Source organism: Polynucleobacter bastaniensis (genome assembly GCF_018882205.1).
Lineage (GTDB): Bacteria > Pseudomonadota > Gammaproteobacteria > Burkholderiales > Burkholderiaceae > Polynucleobacter > Polynucleobacter bastaniensis.
Genome location: NZ_JACVOU010000001.1, coordinates 328332 through 347205 on the forward strand (window position 1 = coordinate 328332; position 18874 = coordinate 347205).

Annotated in this window: 17 protein-coding genes; 13 read left to right on the plus strand and 4 right to left on the minus strand. The window is 46.1% G+C overall.

Features of this window, described 5'->3' with window-relative positions:
- Nucleotides 1-4 precede the first annotated feature (4 nt).
- The 4 genes from aroB to ICN22_RS01840 all read right to left on the minus strand — a co-directional run bounded on the left by aroB (nt 5) and on the right by ICN22_RS01840 (nt 3431).
- Entirely contained in the window at nt 5-1087 is a 1083-nt protein-coding gene (gene aroB, locus ICN22_RS01825) for a 3-dehydroquinate synthase (RefSeq protein ID WP_216168573.1), read from the minus strand.
- Nucleotides 1088-1095: 8 nt separating this feature from the next.
- On the minus strand, nt 1096-1620 hold the full coding sequence (locus tag ICN22_RS01830) for a shikimate kinase (protein ID WP_216168574.1): 525 nt from the start codon (nt 1618-1620) through the stop codon (nt 1096-1098).
- A gap of 12 nt (nt 1621-1632) precedes the next feature.
- Nucleotides 1633-2568 carry a secretin GspD/PilQ domain-containing protein gene (locus ICN22_RS01835; protein WP_216168575.1) on the minus strand — a complete coding sequence of 312 codons (936 nt, stop codon included), beginning with the start codon at nt 2566-2568 and terminating at the stop codon, nt 1633-1635.
- Between the two features lie 182 nt (nt 2569-2750).
- Nucleotides 2751-3431, minus strand: a complete 681-nt coding sequence (locus ICN22_RS01840; protein WP_216168576.1) for a hypothetical protein — start codon at nt 3429-3431, stop codon at nt 2751-2753.
- A 136-nt stretch (nt 3432-3567) separates the two neighbouring features.
- Here ICN22_RS01840 and ICN22_RS01845 point away from each other — a divergent pair, with 136 nt between their 5' ends.
- The 13 genes from ICN22_RS01845 to ICN22_RS01905 all read left to right on the plus strand — a co-directional run bounded on the left by ICN22_RS01845 (nt 3568) and on the right by ICN22_RS01905 (nt 18874).
- The gene (locus ICN22_RS01845; RefSeq protein WP_216168577.1) at nt 3568-5904 is read left to right on the plus strand and encodes a penicillin-binding protein 1A; all 2337 of its coding nucleotides are present in this window, start codon (nt 3568-3570) and stop codon (nt 5902-5904) included.
- Nucleotides 5905-5916: 12 nt separating this feature from the next.
- Nucleotides 5917-6621, plus strand: a complete 705-nt coding sequence (locus ICN22_RS01850; RefSeq protein ID WP_216168578.1) for a transposase — start codon at nt 5917-5919, stop codon at nt 6619-6621.
- 207 nt (nt 6622-6828) lie between these two features.
- Nucleotides 6829-11562 (plus strand): glutamate synthase-related protein, encoded by a 4734-nt coding sequence (locus ICN22_RS01855; protein ID WP_255533787.1) that lies wholly within the window; start codon nt 6829-6831, stop codon nt 11560-11562.
- A 58-nt stretch (nt 11563-11620) separates the two neighbouring features.
- Nucleotides 11621-13084, plus strand: coding sequence for a glutamate synthase subunit beta (locus tag ICN22_RS01860; protein WP_216168580.1), 1464 nt, complete (start codon nt 11621-11623; stop codon nt 13082-13084).
- A gap of 10 nt (nt 13085-13094) precedes the next feature.
- Nucleotides 13095-13961 (plus strand): ABC transporter ATP-binding protein, encoded by an 867-nt coding sequence (locus ICN22_RS01865; RefSeq protein WP_216863445.1) that lies wholly within the window; start codon nt 13095-13097, stop codon nt 13959-13961.
- 47 nt (nt 13962-14008) lie between these two features.
- On the plus strand, nt 14009-14755 hold the full coding sequence (mlaE, locus tag ICN22_RS01870) for a lipid asymmetry maintenance ABC transporter permease subunit MlaE (RefSeq protein ID WP_216168822.1): 747 nt from the start codon (nt 14009-14011) through the stop codon (nt 14753-14755).
- 21 nt (nt 14756-14776) lie between these two features.
- Nucleotides 14777-15259, plus strand: a complete 483-nt coding sequence (mlaD, locus tag ICN22_RS01875) for an outer membrane lipid asymmetry maintenance protein MlaD (protein WP_216168581.1) — start codon at nt 14777-14779, stop codon at nt 15257-15259.
- The gene (locus ICN22_RS01880) at nt 15259-16005 is read left to right on the plus strand and encodes an MlaA family lipoprotein (protein WP_216168582.1); all 747 of its coding nucleotides are present in this window, start codon (nt 15259-15261) and stop codon (nt 16003-16005) included. The genes mlaD and ICN22_RS01880 overlap by 1 nt, the downstream gene beginning before the upstream one ends.
- Nucleotides 16006-16077: 72 nt before the next feature.
- Complete coding sequence (locus ICN22_RS01885; protein WP_216168583.1) at nt 16078-16725, plus strand: MlaC/ttg2D family ABC transporter substrate-binding protein; 648 nt, start codon at nt 16078-16080, stop codon at nt 16723-16725.
- A 34-nt stretch (nt 16726-16759) separates the two neighbouring features.
- Nucleotides 16760-17020 carry an STAS domain-containing protein gene (locus tag ICN22_RS01890; protein ID WP_216168584.1) on the plus strand — a complete coding sequence of 87 codons (261 nt, stop codon included), beginning with the start codon at nt 16760-16762 and terminating at the stop codon, nt 17018-17020.
- Nucleotide 17021: 1 nt separating this feature from the next.
- A complete protein-coding gene (locus ICN22_RS01895) occupies nt 17022-17774 on the plus strand; it encodes an ABC transporter ATP-binding protein (protein ID WP_216168585.1) in 753 nt (250 codons plus the stop codon).
- Nucleotides 17771-18559 (plus strand): ABC transporter permease, encoded by a 789-nt coding sequence (locus ICN22_RS01900; RefSeq protein ID WP_216168586.1) that lies wholly within the window; start codon nt 17771-17773, stop codon nt 18557-18559. The genes ICN22_RS01895 and ICN22_RS01900 overlap by 4 nt, the downstream gene beginning before the upstream one ends.
- A 66-nt stretch (nt 18560-18625) precedes the next feature.
- Entirely contained in the window at nt 18626-18874 is a 249-nt protein-coding gene (locus tag ICN22_RS01905) for a BolA family protein (protein ID WP_216168587.1), read from the plus strand.

Genomic DNA, 18874 nt, shown 5'->3' on the forward strand with positions numbered 1-18874 from the left:
GGAATTAAGCTGCCCCGGTCGCTGTTAGGGTTTCGATAACCTGAGCATCGGGAACGCTTTTGATTTGGGCTTTACCAATCTTTTCTAAAACAACGTAGCGGATTTGTCCGCCCTCAGCCTTTTTATCTACTTGCATTAATTCCATATAACGCTGTGCGCCAAACTTGGGTGGTGCAATTGGCAGATTCATGGATTGAATGATTTGAGTGAGGCGCTTGGCCTCATCTTGAGTGATGAAGTTCAGGCGTCTTGAGAGGTCTGCTCCCATGACCATACCGCAACCAACCGCTTCACCATGCAACCACTCACCATAGCCCATGCCCGCTTCGATTGCATGACCAAAAGTATGCCCGAAATTCAATGTGGCACGAATACCACCCTCTCTTTCATCGGCTGATACTACGGCTGATTTAATTTCGCAAGAGCGCAGCACTGCATGTGCCATTGCTTCCGTATCGCAGGCTAGCAATCCCTTTGCATTTGCTTCAATCCAGCTCAAGAACTCAGCATCTGCTATCGCACCATGCTTAACTACTTCAGCTAGGCCTGCGGACAGTTCGCGTGCAGGCAAGGTCTTTAAGGTATTCAGATCAGCAATCACTGCTACTGGCTGATGAAACGCCCCGATCATATTTTTTCCGAGCGGATGGTTAATACCCGTCTTGCCACCAACAGAGGAGTCCACCTGGGCTAGCAAAGTTGTTGGGACTTGAATAAAGCGAATGCCGCGCATAAAGCTGGCAGCGGCAAAGCCAGTCATATCTCCAATTACACCGCCACCTAAAGCCACCAACATAGTTTGACGATCAGCGCCAAACTTGAGGAGGTCATCAAAAATCAACTGAAGATTTTTCCAGTCTTTATAAGATTCTCCGTCAGGTAAGACAATCGTTCTGACAGGCTTGCCTAGTTTCTCTAAAGTCTTAGTCAGACGTTCCGCATACAAGGGGGCAACAGTCGTATTGCTAACAATATAAATCGATGTTGATTTTTCACAGGCGCTAAATAATTCTGCTTGATCGATTAAATCCGTACCAATATGAATGGGGTAGCTACGATTGCCTAGATCAACTTCTAATGTTTTCATGGATAAATTTATGCGGAGAGTTCGAGTTGCATGATTAAAGTATTGACTAGCTGATTGACGCTGGGTTTTCCAGTCTCAATAACATAGTCAGCGATTTCGCGATAAAGGGGATCGCGAATTGCGTACAGGTTTTCTAGAATCTTTTTTGCATCACCATTTTTAAGTAACGGCCTACTTTCACTGCCTTTAGTGCGATGCCACAGCTCCATGGGATTGGCGTGGAGATAAATTACCGCACCTCTTGTACCAAGTAGCTGACGATTCTCAGGCAGCAGTACAGCGCCGCCACCAGTTGCCAAAATGACATCATGTTCGGCCGTAATATCATTGATGGCTTGAGCCTCGCGCTTGCGAAACCCCTCTTCACCCTCCATTTCGAAGATGACGGGAATCTTGACTCCACAACGATCTTCAATCACATGGTCAGCATCTAAAAAGCGGCGCCCTAATTTCTTGGCTAGCAATTTACCGACGGTCGACTTCCCAGCGCCCATGAGGCCAATTAGAAAGATGTTGTTGGATGAAGAGTTCACCCTGTGATTTTATTAGTGTTTGTCCAGCACGGTGGGGGTTAAGAAGACCAATAGTTCAGTTTTATCTGCCAATTTTGATTTGTGGCGAAATAAATGCCCTATTAAAGGAATATCGCCTAGGAGTGGAACCTTGATTTCGTCATCACGTTCAGTGGTTTGAAAGATGCCTCCAATAATGGCCGTTCCCCCATTTTCAACGGTGACCTCAGAGCTGAGATTTTTGGTATCAATCGCATAACCCTGTTCAGTTTTCATGCCAATGGTGTCTTTATTGATCCCCACCAACATGGAGATCTTTCCATCGGGATGAATCTTGGGTAAGACCTCGAGGCGTAAATTGGCTTTGCGAAACTGTAATTCGCTCCCGCTTTGAGAGCTGACTTGATAGGGTAGTTCAGTTCCCTGCTCAATCGTGGCCTTAACCTGATCGCCAGTCATGATGCGGGGGTTCGAGAGAATCTTGCCTTGTCCATCGGATTCAAGGGCCGAGAGCTCGATTTGCAATAGACGAGCCGCATTCTTAGAAACTAAGGTGGCAGCTAGTGTGGCTGGATTAAAGCCAGCTAGGCCGGTTCCTGCAAGATCAAGGTTTGCGCTTGCATTTTGGTCTGGGTGATTGCCAATGCCATTGGCTTGATATCCCAACTTGACACCCAATTCTCGGGCAAAGCGCTGGTCAGCTTCGACAATGCGAGCCTCTATGAGGATCTGGCGTGGGCTATTAATATGATCGCCTCCAAAAGGTAGCGCGGCATCCTCCCGACGATATTTCTGAAAACTTTGAATTTCTGCGTGAGGACCAATCCAGTAAATATCGCTATTTCGTACCAAGCGTAACCCTCTGCTAGCCAGTATGGAATGGAGGGCATTTTGCCAAGGGGTGTCCTTGAGATCGACCGAGATTTTGCCCTCAATAGATTCGCTGAGGAGAAAATTGGTATTTCCCATTTTGGCTAAAACTTGCAAAAGTTTAGTTACTTCAATTTGGCTAAATTGAAGGCTAATGCGACTCTCTTTAAGCGTGCTAAGAGGGTCCGCTTCAGGGAGGTGTCCTTGGGCCGAATTGAGTAAAAAAATCAGTATCAAGGGGAGCAAGGTGGCGTGGGATTTCTGTAAGTTCTTCAATAGAGTCACTCTGAGTTGGTGGATTTAAAGGTGATGGATTTACCTTTGGAATGAGTCAAGATGGCCAGCTCTTTTTCAGCTTGAGTCAGGCGCCATTCCCCTAAAGCCAGATCCCCCTTACTCACCATCTTCGTAGACTTACCGGTATGAAAAAAAGCCTGCTCCGCAGACCCCATCCGAGTAATACCCAAATACCTCCAGCGACGAAGCTCTGCTTCATGCGGGATTGCAGCAACCCTACTTTGAGTAGCTTGTATTGGTGCTTTTATCTCATATGAGTGAATACTTACTTCTATTTCATCTATTATTTCATATAGATCTTCTCTCTCAGAACGCCATTCGTTTTGAGAGGACTCTAGCTCTTCTTTTAGGGCCAACACTTGGTTTTGAAGTGTATTTATTTCATGTTCAGCCCCCTGCTTATTGGATTCAAAATAAAAAAAGAAGCCGCCAGCGCTGATCAACAGCATTCCTGCGCTTATCCAAATCGGGCTTAAATTGAGCCCCCTCAGCTCAAACGATTTAGTCGAAAAAGAGGGCTTTGGGGTCTTGGCTTGGGGTGGTGCATCCATCCTTGGTGGAGAGCTAGTTTTACGAATTCCGTGGGGATCTGGAATGGCAGGGTCATCTCCCAGCTCACTCAGTATGTCGTCAAAAGACTGGGGAGAAATGTGGCGTGGAGGCATGCCATATTGTTCGTCTCGGGGAGGAGAAAGACCATCAGGGAAAGCGGAATTGAGCGTCAGAAAAGCACTAGGTGGGCATTGAAAGGGGAGGTTTGGTTCTGGAGGGCAAATTACGTAAGCCCCCTATAATTTGAATATGGCACTACCCCCAAAAGACAAGCCGCCTTTAAACCGGAGGTTTAACCGACAGCCTGATAGACGTCCCGGTCAGCAAAGAGCGGAGCGTTTCTCGCCCAATAAATCGGGAAATAATCCCCTAATTAAGGCGATGCTGGTTATCGGCGTATTCTTTGCAGTGATATTTACATTGATGCTAGGCTATGCTTTTTTAATAGCAAAGCCGAATTTGCCGAAGATCTCGGCATTGGTTGATTACAACCCCAAAACACCATTGCGCATTTATACGGCAGACAAAGTTCTGATTGGTGAGTTTGGGGAAGAGCGCCGTAAGGTAATTCCTTTAAACGAAATCCCAATGAGTATGCGAAATGCTGTTTTAGCTATCGAAGATGATCGCTTCTACTCTCATGGTGGAGTGGATTATGTAGGCATCCTGAGGGCAACCCTCACCAATTTACGCGGCAATCTTTCCCAGGGTGCCTCAACCATCACAATGCAGGTGGCGCGAAACTTCTTCCTCAGCAATGAGAAAACTTTCAGTCGCAAGATTTACGAGGTTCTCCTAGCCTGGGAAATTGAGTCTAAATTGAGCAAAGACAAGATTCTGGAGATTTATATGAATCAGATCTTTTTGGGACAAAGAGCGTATGGATTTTCCAGTGCAGCCCAAATCTACTTTGGTAAAGAGCTAAAAGACATTTCGATTGCTGAGTCTGCAATGTTGGCCGGCTTACCAAAAGCACCATCAGCCTATAACCCTGTGAGCAATTTTCGCCGAGCCAAAATTCGACAGGAATATATTTTGCAGCGCATGCGTGATTTGTCATACATCACTCCCGAGCAATATCAAATTGCCATGGCTGAAGAGTTGCATATCCGTGGACTTGGCAACGAGTTTAGTACTCGCGCAGATTTTCCTGCTGAGATGGTTCGTCAGCTCCTGATTACACAATATGGTGAGGCAATCTATTCGCAGGGAATAGATGTATACACCACGATCTTGAAAGCAGATCAAGACGCCGCATATAAAGCAGTACGCCGTGGTATTTTTGAGTACGACTTACGTCACGCATATCGTGGCCCTGAGGGATTCATTGATTTGCCAGAAGATACAGTAAAGCGTCAACGTGCAATTGACGAAGCTTTATTGGCTTATCCGCAATTGGATGATTTACAGTCCGGCGTCGTGCTCGATATCAAGCCAAAAGAAATGCAAGTCATGATTGCTACTGGAGATACGATCACCATCAAAGGTGAGAGCATGAAGCTTGCCGCCGCTGCATTAACTGACAGTACTCAACCAAAAAAACGTTTGCGTCCTGGGGCGATCGTTAGGTTACTTTCGGACGGAGGGGTTTGGAAGTTGGCACAGTTACCTCAAGTTGAAGCTGCCTTTGTTTCAATGAATGCCGAGACGGGTGCGATCCTCTCTTTAGTGGGCGGCTTTGATTTCCGTCGAAATAAATTTAATCACGTCACTCAGGCCCAACGCCAACCGGGCTCTTCCTTCAAGCCATTTATTTATGCCGCTGCGATTGAGAAAGGTTTTTCTCCAAGCACGATGGTTAATGATGCCCCGCTATCTATTGGTGGCTTGGAAACAGGTAGCCAAGCTTGGGAGCCAAAGAACTACGACGGGAAGTATGAAGGTTTAATGCGTTTACGCACCGCTTTAGCAAAATCCAAAAACTTGGTTTCAGTGCGATTAATTCGTACTATCGGACCATCCTATGCTCAAGACTATATTCAACGCTTTGGGTTTGAAGCAGAGAAGCACCCACCCTATTTGACAATGGCTTTAGGTGCAGGCTCTGTTACACCATTGCAAATGGCATCTGCTTACAGTGTTTTTGCTAATGGGGGCTATCGTGTAGATCCCTATTTAATTAATAAGATGACGGACTCAAAAGGTGCGGTGCTGTTCGAGGCCAGGCCTACTCATGCGCGCGAAGATGCGCCCCGCGTGCTAGATGCAAGAACTTCTTTTGTAATGGACAGTATGTTGCAAGAAGTTACAAAAACCGGCACTGCAGCTAGCGCGAGAGCGAAATTGGGTCGGAATGATATCGCTGGTAAAACAGGTACTACGAACGATTCGCACGATGCTTGGTTTGCGGGATATAACCCGAAGGTTGTGGCAATTGCTTGGATTGGCTTTGATAAGCCCGCAAGTTTAGGTGATCGTGAAACTGGTGGAGGTCTTGCTTTACCAATGTGGATTTCTTATATGAGTACCGCCTTGAGGGATGAGCCACAACAAGCACGCGAAGTGCCTGCAGGCGTTACCCAGGTGGATGGCGATTGGTTTATCCCCGAGTTTTCTAATAATGGCGGTGTGCGCGAACTGCAGTAGTTCGTTTTTGTAATGGCAAGGCAAGCGCGCACCATTATTCCCGGTCAAGCAATGCATGTGATGGTCCGCGGCAATAATCGAGAAACACTTTTTTTTAGTGATGCAGATCGCCGCATCTATTTAGATTGGTTACGAGAGGCTGCCAAGCAATTTGGTAGTGCGGTACATGCATTTGCCTTGATGCCAAATCATGTGCATCTCTTAGTCACTCCCCAGAATGCTGATTCGCTCGCAAAAACAATGCAATCTCTAGGCAGGCGTTTTGCCCAGTATTTCAATCAACAGCAGCAACGGTCAGGAACGATTTGGGAGGGACGCTACCGCTCGTCCTTAATAGATCCAGATTATTTTTTACGCTGCCAACGCTTTATTGAACTCAATCCTGTACGGTCTGGTTTTGAGTCAAGTCTGCAGAGTTCTACTTGGACCAGTTTTGCTTCTCATATTGGCGGTAATGCAGAGCCTTGGTTGGTTGACCATCAGCACTTTTGGAGCTTGGGTAATACTCCTTTTGAGAGGCAAATGAAATGGGCAGCATTTGTGAAAGAGGGTGCACCTCACTGGGAAGATCAGCAAATTACCGAGGCTCTAGTCAGATCTAAGCCTTGGATAAGTGATAGCTACGCAAAAAAGCTGTTTAAAGACAATCCTGAGCAGGTATTAATACGGCGCCGTGGGCGACCTAAAAAATTAATTTTAACTAATTCAATGGCTTAGATTTTATTAAAGGGGTTTTATCCCTAGCCTTACCGTCATTAAACTCTGACTATGTCCCTTTTATAAGGATGTATCTTCAATTCTCCTTAATTTAAATGGGACAGAGTTATTTTATTTCTATTGCATCGACATGGGTATTCCCCTATATTAGATTCTCCAAAAGTAATCAGGCTCTCTAGGGCAAGCAGAAATACTATGACTACACATATGAATACAGACCTTCGTCCAATCGCACAGGGTCTCTACGATCCACAAAATGAGCATGATGCTTGCGGCGTCGGATTCGTCGCCCACATCAAGGGCAAGAAGTCACATGAGATTGTTGCTCAAGGATTGCAAATTCTTGAGAACTTGGATCACCGCGGCGCTGTTGGTGCTGACCCGTTGATGGGCGATGGCGCAGGAATTTTGATCCAAGTGCCCGATACCTTGTATCGCGAAGAAATGTCAAAGCAGGGTATCGAGTTGCCGCCATTTGGTGAATACGGCGTTGGTATGATTTTTCTGCCAAAAGAACAGGCATCGCGTTTAGCTTGTGAACAAGAATTAGAGCGCACCGTTCGCCTTGAGGGCCAAGTAGTTTTGGGTTGGAGGAATGTCCCAGTTGATGTGAAGTTGCCGATGTCTCCAACAGTTCGAATGACAGAGCCATTTATCCGTCAAATTTTTATCGGCCGCGGCCGAGACATCATGACAACCGATGCACTTGAGCGTAAGTTATATGTGATTCGTAAAACTGCAAGCCATGCAATTCAAGATTTACATCTAAAGCACGGTAAAGAATACTTTGTGGCATCGATGTCTGCACGAACCATTGTTTATAAGGGTTTGCTGTTGGCTAACCAGGTGGGTGCGTACTACAAAGACTTGCAAGATTCACGTACGGTTTCTGCATTGGCTTTAGTACATCAGCGTTTCTCCACTAATACTTTTCCAGCTTGGGAGTTGGCTCACCCATACCGCATGATTGCCCACAACGGTGAAATCAATACTGTTAAAGGGAACGTCAACTGGGTCAATGCACGAGAGGGGGCAATCAGCTCCCCAGTACTCGGTGATGATCTTAAAAAATTATGGCCACTCATTTATCCAGGACAATCTGACACAGCTTGTTTTGATAACTGTTTAGAGTTATTGGTCATGTCAGGTTATCCACTAGCTCAAGCCATGATGATGATGATTCCAGAAGCATGGGAACAGCACACATTGATGGATGAAAACCGCCGCGCATTCTATGAGTATCACGCCGCCATGATGGAGCCATGGGATGGTCCAGCAGCAATGGCATTTACCGATGGCCGCCAGATTGGTGCCACCTTAGATCGCAATGGTTTACGTCCAGCGCGTTATTACGTAACGGATGATGACTTAGTCATCATGGGCTCTGAGGCTGGTGTTCTGCCAATTCCAGAGAGCAAGATCGTTCAAAAGTGGCGCTTGCAACCGGGCAAGATGTTCATGATTGATATGGAACAGGGCCGCATCATTGATGATGTGGAATTGAAGGATGCCGTTTCTAAAGCTAAGCCATATAAGAGTTGGATCGATGCCGTGCGTGTAAAGCTCGATGAAGTCGATGCCAGCAAGGCAGATTTAGTAGATGAAAAAAATACTATACGACCTGCTGCAAAATTATTAGATCGTCAACAAGCTTTTGGTTATACCCAAGAGGACATCAAGTACCTCATGGCACCGATGGCCATGAATGGTGAAGAGGCAATCGGATCGATGGGTAACGACAGCCCACTAGCCGTGCTCTCTAATAAGAACAAGCCACTCTATAACTATTTCAAGCAATTGTTTGCACAGGTCACCAATCCACCGATTGACTCTATTCGTGAAAACATGGTGATGTCTTTGGTGTCCTTTATTGGACCTAAGCCGAATTTATTAGATACCAACAATATCAACCCACCAATGCGTTTGGAAGTGAATCAGCCGATTTTAGATTTTAACGATATGACCAAGATTCGTCATATCGGCCACTATACCAACGGTAAGTTCCGTTCATATGAGTTGGATATTTGTTATCCAGCATCTTGGGGCAAGGATGGCATTGAGGCTCGCTTAGCATCCCTATGTGCTGAAGCTGCCGATGCCGTGCGCTCTGGTTACAACATTTTGATCGTGAGCGATCGCCAAGTTGATGAGCAGCATGTGGCGATTCCAGCATTGTTGGCAACTTCAGCGATTCATCAACATTTGGTTGAAAAAGGTTTGCGTACTAGCGTTGGTCTCGTAGTTGAAACCGGTAGCGCACGTGAGACACATCACTTCGCACTCTTGGCTGGTTATGGAGCTGAAGCAGTTCATCCGTACTTGGCAATGGAAACTTTGGCTGAGATGGCTAAAGGTTTATCTGGCGATTTGTCAGGAGAAAAAGCAGTCAAGAATTTTGTGAAAGCGGTTGGTAAGGGCTTGCAAAAAGTGATGTCCAAAATGGGTATCTCAACTTACATGTCCTACACCGGCTCCCAGATTTTTGAAGCGATTGGTTTAAATAAGTATGTGATTGATCATTATTTCAAGGGCACTCCATCCAACGTGGGCGGTATCGGTGTATTTGAAGTAGCTGAAGAAGCTTTGCGTATGCATCAGTCTGCATTCGGTAATGATCCTGTTTTGACCAATATGCTCGAAGCTGGTGGTGAGTATGCTTTCCGTATCCGCGGTGAAGACCATATGTGGACTCCGGATACGATTGCGAAGTTACAGCACTCTACCCGTGCTGGCATCGATAAGGGCTATCAAACGTATAAAGAGTATGCCAATCTCATTAATGACCAAACCAAGCGTCAGATGACCTTGCGCGGTTTGTTTGAGTTCAAGATTGATCCAGTGAAAGCAATTCCATTGGATGAAGTCGAGTCCGCAAAAGAAATCGTCAAACGTTTTGCAACGGGCGCGATGTCCTTAGGCTCTATCTCTACTGAAGCGCATGCTACTTTAGCGATTGCCATGAACCGGATTGGTGGTAAGTCCAATACTGGTGAGGGTGGCGAAGATCCAAACCGTTATGTGAATGAACTTAAAGGTATTCCAATTAAAAAAGGTGAAACCTTGGCGAGCATCTTGGGGGATGACGTTGTTGAAGCAAACATTCCTTTGCTTGATGGCGATTCACTACGCTCTAGAATTAAGCAGGTTGCTTCCGGTCGTTTCGGTGTCACCACTGAATATCTGCGCTCTGCTGATCAGATTCAGATCAAGATGGCCCAAGGCGCTAAGCCTGGTGAGGGCGGTCAATTGCCGGGCGGTAAGGTTTCCGATTACATCGGTAAGCTGCGCTTCTCCGTGCCAGGCGTTGGCTTGATTTCTCCTCCTCCACACCACGATATTTACTCTATTGAAGATATCGCCCAGTTGATTCACGATCTGAAGAATGTGAACCCAGCTGCTGACGTGTCTGTGAAGTTGGTTTCGGAAGTCGGTGTCGGCACAATTGCTGCCGGTGTTGCTAAAGCGAAAGCCGATCACGTCGTGATCGCTGGACATGATGGCGGTACCGGTGCATCACCACTATCTTCTATTAAGCACGCCGGTTCCCCATGGGAATTAGGTTTGGCTGAAACTCAACAAACATTGGTACTCAATGGTTTGCGCAGCCGTATTCGTGTGCAAGCTGATGGCCAAATGAAAACGGGTCGTGATGTCGTGATCGGTGCTTTATTGGGCGCAGATGAGTTTGGTTTTGCAACGGCACCATTGGTTGTTGAAGGTTGCATCATGATGCGTAAGTGTCATTTGAATACCTGCCCAGTTGGTGTTGCTACACAAGATCCTGAATTGCGTAAAAAGTTCTCTGGTAAGCCAGAGCACGTTGTGAACTTCTTCTTCTTTATTGCTGAGGAAGTGCGCGAGATCATGGCTCAACTCGGCATTCGTAAGTTTGATGATTTGATTGGTCGCGTTGATCTCTTGGATACACGTAAGGGCATTGAGAACTGGAAAGTCCATGGCTTAGATTTCAGTAAGATTTTTGCTGAGCCTAATGTGCCTAAAGATGCTCCCCGCTACCAGATCCTGACTCAAGAGCATGGCTTAGGTAGTGCCTTGGATAATATTCTGATTGAGAAGAGTGAGCCAGCATTACAAAGTGGCGAGAAAGTCTCTTTCATTGTTCCAGTGAAGAACGTAAACCGTACTGTTGGTGCAATGCTTTCCGGAGAAATTGCTCAGCGTTATGGTCATGCTGGTTTGCCAGATGACACTATTCATATTCAATTGAATGGAACTGCTGGTCAAAGTTTCGCTGCCTTCTTGGCACGCGGCATCACCTTGGATTTAGTTGGTGACGGCAATGACTACGTTGGTAAAGGTTTATCTGGTGGACGTGTGATTGTGCGCGCACCTCATGAATTCCGTGGCGATACCGCCAAGAACATTATTGTTGGTAATACCGTTCTTTACGGTGCAATCGGTGGTGAAGCATTCTTTAATGGCGTAGCTGGTGAGCGTTTTGCGGTTCGAAACTCTGGTGCCACAACGGTTGTTGAGGGTACTGGTGATCACGGTTGTGAATACATGACTGGCGGCACTGTTGTGGTGTTGGGCGCAACTGGTCGTAACTTTGCAGCAGGTATGAGTGGTGGTATTGCTTATGTTTACGACGAAGATGGCCTATTTGAAAAGCGCTGCAATACCAGCATGGCGACTTTGGAAAAAGTATTGCCTTCTGCTGAGCAGATTGCCCAGATGCCTCAGTCACAGTGGCATGCCCCTGTTGATGTGAAGGATGGTGGCGAGCGCATGACTGACGAACAAATTTTGAAGGGCTTGATAGAGCGTCATTTCCGTCACACTGGTTCTGAGCGCGCTAAAGCACTCTTAGCTGATTGGGATAAGGCTCGTAGTCGCTTTGTGAAGGTGCTTCCAACTGAGTACAAACGTGCCTTAGGCGAGCTGTGGGAAAAAGCACAAAACAAAACTGTAACTATATAAGTTACTAATAAGTTGCTTAATTAATAAAGACATTAAGAAAAGATACTAAGGATTCGATATGGGTAAAGTCACTGGATTTATGGAGTTTGAGCGCGTAGATGAAACCTACGAAGCTCCCGTCAAGCGCCTGCATCATTACAAAGAGTTTGTTGCAGCACTGACAGATGATGAAGCTAAAGTGCAAGGTGCACGTTGCATGGATTGTGGCATTCCGTTTTGTAACAATGGCTGCCCAGTTAACAACATCATTCCGGACTTTAATGATTTGGTATTTCATGATGACTGGAAGAATGCATTAGATGTTTTGCAATCCACCAATAACTTCCCAGAGTTCACTGGCCGTATTTGTCCTGCGCCTTGTGAGGCTGCCTGTACCTTAGGTATCAATAGTGATGCAGTTGGTATTAAGTCGATTGAACACGCCATTATTGATAAGGGCTGGGAAAATGGTTGGGTTAAACCGCAGCTACCTAAAACTAAAACAGGTAAAAAAGTTGCCGTTGTTGGTGGTGGCCCTGCTGGTATGGCGACTGCGCAGCAATTAGCGCGCGTCGGCCATGACGTCACCGTATTTGAAAAGAATGATCGTGTTGGCGGGTTGTTACGCTACGGGATTCCTGATTTCAAGATGGAAAAGTGGTTGATCGATCGTCGTGTAGAGCAAATGCAAGCTGAAGGTGTGAAGTTTGAGACTGGCGTATTTGTAGGTAAAGAGGCGATTGGTGCTGAAGTAAAAAACTATTCCACAAAAACAGTATCACCTGATCAGTTGATGAAAGATTTTGACGCTGTTGTGATTAGCGGCGGATCAGAACAGCCACGTGACTTGCCAGTTCCTGGCCGTGAATTGAAGGGTGTTCACTATGCTTTGGAATTTTTGATTCCACAGAACAAAGAAAATGCAGGCGATTTCAAAAATGAAATATCTGCATCCGGTAAGCATGTGGTCGTGATTGGTGGTGGTGATACTGGATCTGATTGCGTAGGAACATCCAATCGTCATGGCGCTGCCAAGATTACTCAGTTCGAATTATTGCCGCAACCACCAGAGACTGAAAACAAGCCTTTGGTATGGCCATATTGGCCAACTAAATTGCGTACATCTTCTTCGCATGAAGAAGGTTGTGAGCGCGATTGGTCTGTTGCGACTAAGCGTTTTGAAGGTAAAGACGGCAAACTTGAGAAGTTGATTTGCGTGCGCTTGGAGTGGAAAGACGGCAAGATGACAGAAATGCCAAACTCTGAATTCGAAATTAAGGCGGATTTAGTATTTTTGGCAATGGGTTTTGTATCCCCAGCGGCTCAAGTTTTAAATGCCTTTGGTGTTGAAAAAGATGCTCGTGGTAACGCAAAAGCTACTGTTGATGGCCAAAAAGCTTACCAAACCAATGTTCCTAAGGTGTTTGCTGCTGGCGATATGCGCCGTGGACAGTCTTTGGTGGTTTGGGCGATTCGTGAGGGTCGTCAAGCTGCCCACGCAGTAGACGAGTATTTAATGGGGTCATCTGTTCTTCCCCGATAATATCGAGGATATGAATAGTGGCCACGCCAACTCAGTGGAAGTAAAGCAAAAAACCTCTAGCGGTGGCCATGGCGAAGTTGTCGTTTCAATCAAGGACGTCGACTTCTCTTATGCTCCTGGCGAGCGGCAAATTTTATCCGGACTCAATATGGAGTTCTGTCGCGGCCAAGTGGTTGCCGTCATGGGCGGCTCTGGTTGTGGCAAGACCACTATTCTCAGACTCATTGGCGGTCAGTTCACCGCGCAGTCTGGTCAAGTATTATTCGAGGGCCTTGATATTGGCAAGATGAATGGCGCTGAATTGATGGCGGCTCGTCGTCGCATGGGAATGCTCTTTCAGTTCGGCGCACTGTTTACAGATCTCAGTGTTTTTGAAAACGTCGCCTTTCCCTTGCGTGAGCACACCAACTTAAGTGAAGATCTATTACGTTCTTTAGTATTGATGAAGCTGAATGCAGTTGGCTTACGTGGCGCACGCGATTTAATGCCGGCGCAAATTTCTGGTGGTATGGCACGTCGTGTTGCTTTAGCTAGGGCGATTGCGCTCGATCCCCCTTTAATCATGTATGACGAGCCCTTTGCAGGTCTTGATCCCATCTCTTTGGGTATAACAGCGCGCTTGATTCGGGATTTGAATCAGGCTTTGGGCGCAACCAGTCTTTTGGTTACGCATGATGTGGAAGAAACTTTTGAAATTGCCGATTACGTGTATTTCATTGCCAATGGCCGCATTGGTGCCGAGGGAACGCCGGAAGAGTTAAGTCGCTCAACAGATCCTTTTGTGCGTCAGTTTTTAGATGCCTCGCCAGATGGCCCAGTACCGTTTCACTATCCAGGACAAAGCCTTGAAGAAGATTTTGGGGTGAGCCTCAAATGAGCATACTTCGTAAACCTATAGATCTCTTCGGTGATCTTGGATTTTTCATGCGTCGAAACTTGACTAGCCTTGGGCTTGCTGCACGTATGTTTGCAGCCGTCATTTGGCGCTCTGGTTTTTTATTAAAGAGACCTCGTTTAGTTTCTGATCAAATTTTATTTTTGGGTAATTACTCATTTGTGATTATTGCGGTATCTGGTTTGTTTGTTGGTTTTGTTTTGGGTTTACAGGGCTATTACACCCTGAATCGCTATGGCTCTGAGCAGGCTCTCGGTTTATTGGTTGCGCTATCGCTCACCCGTGAATTAGGTCCTGTGATTACCGCCCTTTTATTTGCTGGTCGTGCTGGTACTTCATTGACTGCGGAAATTGGCCTGATGAAAGCCGGTGAACAGCTCAGTGCTATGGAAATGATGGCGGTAGATCCATTAAGCCGCGTGATTGCTCCGCGTTTATGGGCTGGCATTATTGCAATGCCGATTTTGGCAACTATTTTTACTGCGGTTGGCGTGATGGGTGGCTACTTTGTTGGCGTTCCCTTAATTGGAGTCGATTCTGGCGCCTTCTGGTCGCAGATGCAGGGCGGGGTGGATCTATTTTCCGATATTGGCAATGGCCTCATTAAAAGCTTGGTATTTGGTGTGGCGGTGACTTTTATTGCGCTCTATCAGGGTTATGAGGCAAAGCCCACGCCTGAGGGGGTATCGCAGGCAACCACCAGAACTGTGGTGATTTCTTCCTTATCGGTTTTAGCATTAGATTTCTTGCTCACCGCGATGATGTTCTCGAATTAGAAAGAATAAACTGGGACTCTTATGAGAAAAAGTGCAATTGATATTTGGGTTGGAATTTTTGTAGCCATTGGTTTGCTGGCTGCTTTGTTTCTTGCATTAAAGGTTGGCAATATGAATGCCGTTTCATTTGCACCCACTTACAAAATTTCTGCGCGTTTTGACAATATTGGTGGACTTAAGCCACGCGCTCCAGTCAAAAGTGCGGGCGTAGTCGTTGGGCGCATTGCGAATATCTCTTTTGATGATAAAACATACCAAGCAACTGTCACTATGACGATTGAAGATGCTTATAAGTTTCCGAAAGATTCATCCGCCAAGATTTTGACTTCAGGTTTATTGGGTGAGCAATACATTGGTCTTGAGGCCGGCGGCTCCGATGATATGTTGGCTGCTGGAGATAAGATTACTCAGACTCAGTCCGCAGTAGTGCTAGAGAATCTCATTAGCCAGTTCTTATATAACAAGGCTGCTGACAGTGGCCAAGATAAGGGCGCAGCAAAATAATGTTGTTACTAGTAAAGCTCAAGCGCATCGTGTTACTGGGATTGGTTGGGGCCATGGTGGGTTGTGCCTCCATCCCTGCCGGAGTAGCACCTTCCCCGCATGATCCTTGGGAGCCGTTTAATCGTTCTGTTTTTGAATTCAATGAAGGCTTAGATACTTATCTACTTAAGCCAGTAGTGGCTGGCTACCGTTTTGTCTTGCCAGAGTTTGTACGTGACGGTATTTATAACTTCTTTAGTAATTACAGCGATATCTACACTGCATTGCAGAATCTTTTGCAGGGCAAGCCCGACTATGCTTTTAGCGATTTGATGAGGGTGGTAGTCAATACCACCTTTGGATTAGGTGGCTTGATCGATATGGCAACCCCAGGGGGTCTGCCAAAGCATAAGGAGGATTGGGGTCAAACCTTTGGTGTTTGGGGTGTTCCTTCAGGCCCTTATCTCGTTTTGCCATTCTTTGGTCCGAGTAGTGTGCGCGATACGTTTGGTACGGCGGCAGATTTGGAGTCTGACTACCTATTTAGATTGCTACCAGATGTTGCTTTGCGAAACAGCTTGACTGGCTTGCGAGTGGTAAATGCACGTAATACCTATTACGAGGCGGGTGACCTACTGGATGGGGCTGCAATCGATAAATATAGCTTTGTGCGGGATGCCTATATTCAGAGACGTGCTTACCAGATCAATGAGGGGCGCGACGATGAAGAGCCGCTCATGCCAGTTTACGAGAACCCTTACCAATAAGACGCCTGAGCCTCACTGGATTTACTTAAGGAGCTAAAATGGGCTTCAATGATTAGCGTTGATCGAGGACTCATGAAAAGCCATAAAACCATTCATAAATATTTTTCAGTATTGCTATCAAGCTTGTTTTTGTTTGCTTGCAGCGCTTCTGCCCAAGCGGTTGATCAATCTACGCCAGATGGTTTGATTAAGACTGTGGTTTCTGATGTGATGGCTTCTGTAAAGTCTGATCCAGAAATTCAAAAAGGGAATATCCCGCGCATTGTAGATTTAGTGGAAAAGAAAATTGTTCCTTACACCGACATGCGCCGCACTACTGAAATGGCGATGGGCCCAAACTGGAAAAAAGCGACTCCAGAGCAACAGACCCAATTAGTTTCTGAGTTTAAGAATTTACTGATTCGTACATACTCTGGCGCTCTAAGCCAGCTGCGTGATCAAACAATTCAATTTAAGCCTTTGCGTGCAGCTCCAGACGATAAGGAAGTGGTTGTGAAAACTGTGGTGATTGGTCGTGGTGACCCGGTGCCGCTTGACTACCGTCTTGAAAAAACAGCCAATGGCTGGAGGGTCTACGACATGAACATCATGGGCGTCTGGTTAGTCGAGGCTTATCGCAATCAGTTTGCGAATCAAATTAGCCAGAATGGTGTTGAGGGTCTGGTGAAGTTCTTGCAGGATCGTAATAAGCAGCTTGCTGCTGCGAAGCCCGCAAACTAAAGACCGCACAAGATCAATCAAAGATAAATATTAGATGCCATTTTTGTTACCCAATTCAGTGACGCAAGACAATGTATTGCAGTTGGAGAAAGATGGCCTCTTAAATCTTGCGACATTAAGAGTAGTGGATTGCTGCAATCTCAAGGATTTTGACTCTACCGTACTAACGGTCTTATTAGCATGGCAAAAGAAATTACAGGCTGATGGTCAGCAGATTGCTGTGCAAAATGCACCTGAGAAGTTAATCGTCTTAGCCGGCGTATATGGTGTTGCCCAGTTGCTAGGTTTGTCATAGCATGCACGCCGCAATATCAATTCAAAACGTATCTAAAAATTATGGTGCACTACAGGCGCTAGATGATGTTTCTTTATCCATCGAGCCAGGTGAATTTTTTGGTCTGCTAGGCCCTAATGGTGCTGGCAAGACAACACTCATCTCCATATTGGCGGGTTTAGTGACTGCAGATGGTGGTCATGCTGCCATCATGGGAGCAGATGTTCAAAGCCAATTCCGTGATGCTCGCCGGATGCTAGGTGTCGTGCCGCAGGAGTTGGTGTTCGACCCCTTCTTTACCGTCAGAGAAACACTGCAATTTCAGTCTGGTTACTTTGGCATTCGTCATAACGACGCTTGGATTGACGAGATCATGGCTAATTTGGATCTCACTGGTAAGGCTGATAGTAATATGCGCTCCTTATCTGGCGGTATGAAGCGCCGAGTATTGGTGGCGCAGGCCTTAGTTCATAGGCCGCCAGTCATTATTTTGGATGAGCCTACTGCTGGAGTTGACGTAGAGTTACGTCAATCGCTTTGGCAATTCATTAGTCGCTTAAACCAAGATGGTCACACCATCGTTTTAACAACCCATTACCTTGAAGAGGCTGAGGCATTGTGTCAGCGCATTGCCATGCTCAAGCAGGGAAAGATTGTTGCTTTGGATACAACCGCGAATTTATTGAGCCAATACGGCTCAGTGAAAAAAGATGGTGAGGGTAAAACAGATCTCGAAGATGTGTTTGTCAACATCATGTCGGGGGGTGCTCGATGAAACCTATTTTGAAAAAACTGCCAATCTCTTATGGCAGCGGCTTTCCGACCTTGCTCCGAAAAGAAATCAAACGTTTTTATAAGGTGGCGTTCCAGACAGTCGCCGCGCCAGTCCTTACTGCCGTTCTGTATCTAATGATCTTCGGACATGTGCTCGAAGGCAAAGAGGTATACGGTCGCTTAAATTACACGGCCTTCTTGATTCCTGGCCTAGTCATGATGAGCATATTACAGAATGCGTTTGCAAATACCTCTTCATCACTTATTCAGTCTAAGGTAACTGGCAACCTAGTCTTTGTACTGCTAGCCCCTTTTAGTCACTTAGAGTTTTATGCCGCCTATGTATTGGCCGCAGTGTTTCGTGGAATTGTTGTGGGCGCTGGCGTATTGCTGATTACCGCTTGGTTTGCTATGCCATCTTTTGAATATCCCCTGTGGATCATGGCATTCGCCTTGTTGGGCGCCGCAATTTTAGGAAGCATGGGCTTAATTGCAGGCATCTGGGCTGATAAGTATGATCAATTAGCGGCCTTCCAGAATTTCATCATCATGCCGGCAACGATGCTATCGGGCGTGTTTTATTCCATCCATTCTTTGCCAGCAGCATGGCAAGTGGTATCGCACTTCAATCCATTCTTCTACATGATTGATGGCTTCCGTTATGGCTTCTTTGGAGTGTCAGATATCTCCCCTTGGAATAGTTTGGCGATTGTGACCTGCTTCTTTATCGGAGTGTCAGTGATTGCTTTGCGTTTGCTGCAAAAAGGCTACAAGCTCAGGAACTAAGTTTGTAAAGCGTGTTTCAAAATTAGTATTTAAGAATACTCAGAAATTAGAAATCAGGAGATTGTAATGTTCCCAACCCCAGAACAAATTGAAGGCTATATTCAGCAAGGTCTCTCATGCACCCACGTTAAAGTTGAGGGTGATGGCCAGCATTTTTTTGCGACGATTGTGAGTCCGGCATTTGAAGGTAAGCGTTTGATTCAGCGCCATCAATTGGTATATGGCGCTATGGGTGACCGCATGAAGGCGGAGGTGCATGCTTTATCAATTAAAGCATTTACTCCTGAAGAGTTCGCACAAAACACCCCAACTTAA

What these genes read in the sequence shown, in the direction of transcription:
- ICN22_RS01845 (WP_216168577.1), top strand. Translation starts at nt 3,568, where the DNA reads ATGGCACTACCCCCAAAAGACAAGCCGCCTTTAAACCGGAGGTTTAAC.
- ICN22_RS01900 (WP_216168586.1), top strand. Translation starts at nt 17,771, where the DNA reads ATGAAACCTATTTTGAAAAAACTGCCAATCTCTTATGGCAGCGGCTTT.
- ICN22_RS01905 (WP_216168587.1), top strand. Translation starts at nt 18,626, where the DNA reads ATGTTCCCAACCCCAGAACAAATTGAAGGCTATATTCAGCAAGGTCTC.
- ICN22_RS01860 (WP_216168580.1), top strand. Translation starts at nt 11,621, where the DNA reads ATGGGTAAAGTCACTGGATTTATGGAGTTTGAGCGCGTAGATGAAACC.
- ICN22_RS01855 (WP_255533787.1), top strand. Translation starts at nt 6,829, where the DNA reads ATGAATACAGACCTTCGTCCAATCGCACAGGGTCTCTACGATCCACAA.
- ICN22_RS01840 (WP_216168576.1), bottom strand. Translation starts at nt 3,431, where the DNA reads ATGCCTCCACGCCACATTTCTCCCCAGTCTTTTGACGACATACTGAGT.
- ICN22_RS01880 (WP_216168582.1), top strand. Translation starts at nt 15,259, where the DNA reads ATGTTGTTACTAGTAAAGCTCAAGCGCATCGTGTTACTGGGATTGGTT.
- ICN22_RS01890 (WP_216168584.1), top strand. Translation starts at nt 16,760, where the DNA reads ATGCCATTTTTGTTACCCAATTCAGTGACGCAAGACAATGTATTGCAG.
- aroB (WP_216168573.1), bottom strand. Translation starts at nt 1,087, where the DNA reads ATGAAAACATTAGAAGTTGATCTAGGCAATCGTAGCTACCCCATTCAT.
- ICN22_RS01885 (WP_216168583.1), top strand. Translation starts at nt 16,078, where the DNA reads ATGAAAAGCCATAAAACCATTCATAAATATTTTTCAGTATTGCTATCA.
- ICN22_RS01835 (WP_216168575.1), bottom strand. Translation starts at nt 2,568, where the DNA reads ATGGGAAATACCAATTTTCTCCTCAGCGAATCTATTGAGGGCAAAATC.
- ICN22_RS01865 (WP_216863445.1), top strand. Translation starts at nt 13,095, where the DNA reads ATGAATAGTGGCCACGCCAACTCAGTGGAAGTAAAGCAAAAAACCTCT.
- mlaD (WP_216168581.1), top strand. Translation starts at nt 14,777, where the DNA reads ATGAGAAAAAGTGCAATTGATATTTGGGTTGGAATTTTTGTAGCCATT.
- ICN22_RS01895 (WP_216168585.1), top strand. Translation starts at nt 17,022, where the DNA reads ATGCACGCCGCAATATCAATTCAAAACGTATCTAAAAATTATGGTGCA.
- mlaE (WP_216168822.1), top strand. Translation starts at nt 14,009, where the DNA reads ATGCGTCGAAACTTGACTAGCCTTGGGCTTGCTGCACGTATGTTTGCA.
- ICN22_RS01850 (WP_216168578.1), top strand. Translation starts at nt 5,917, where the DNA reads ATGGCAAGGCAAGCGCGCACCATTATTCCCGGTCAAGCAATGCATGTG.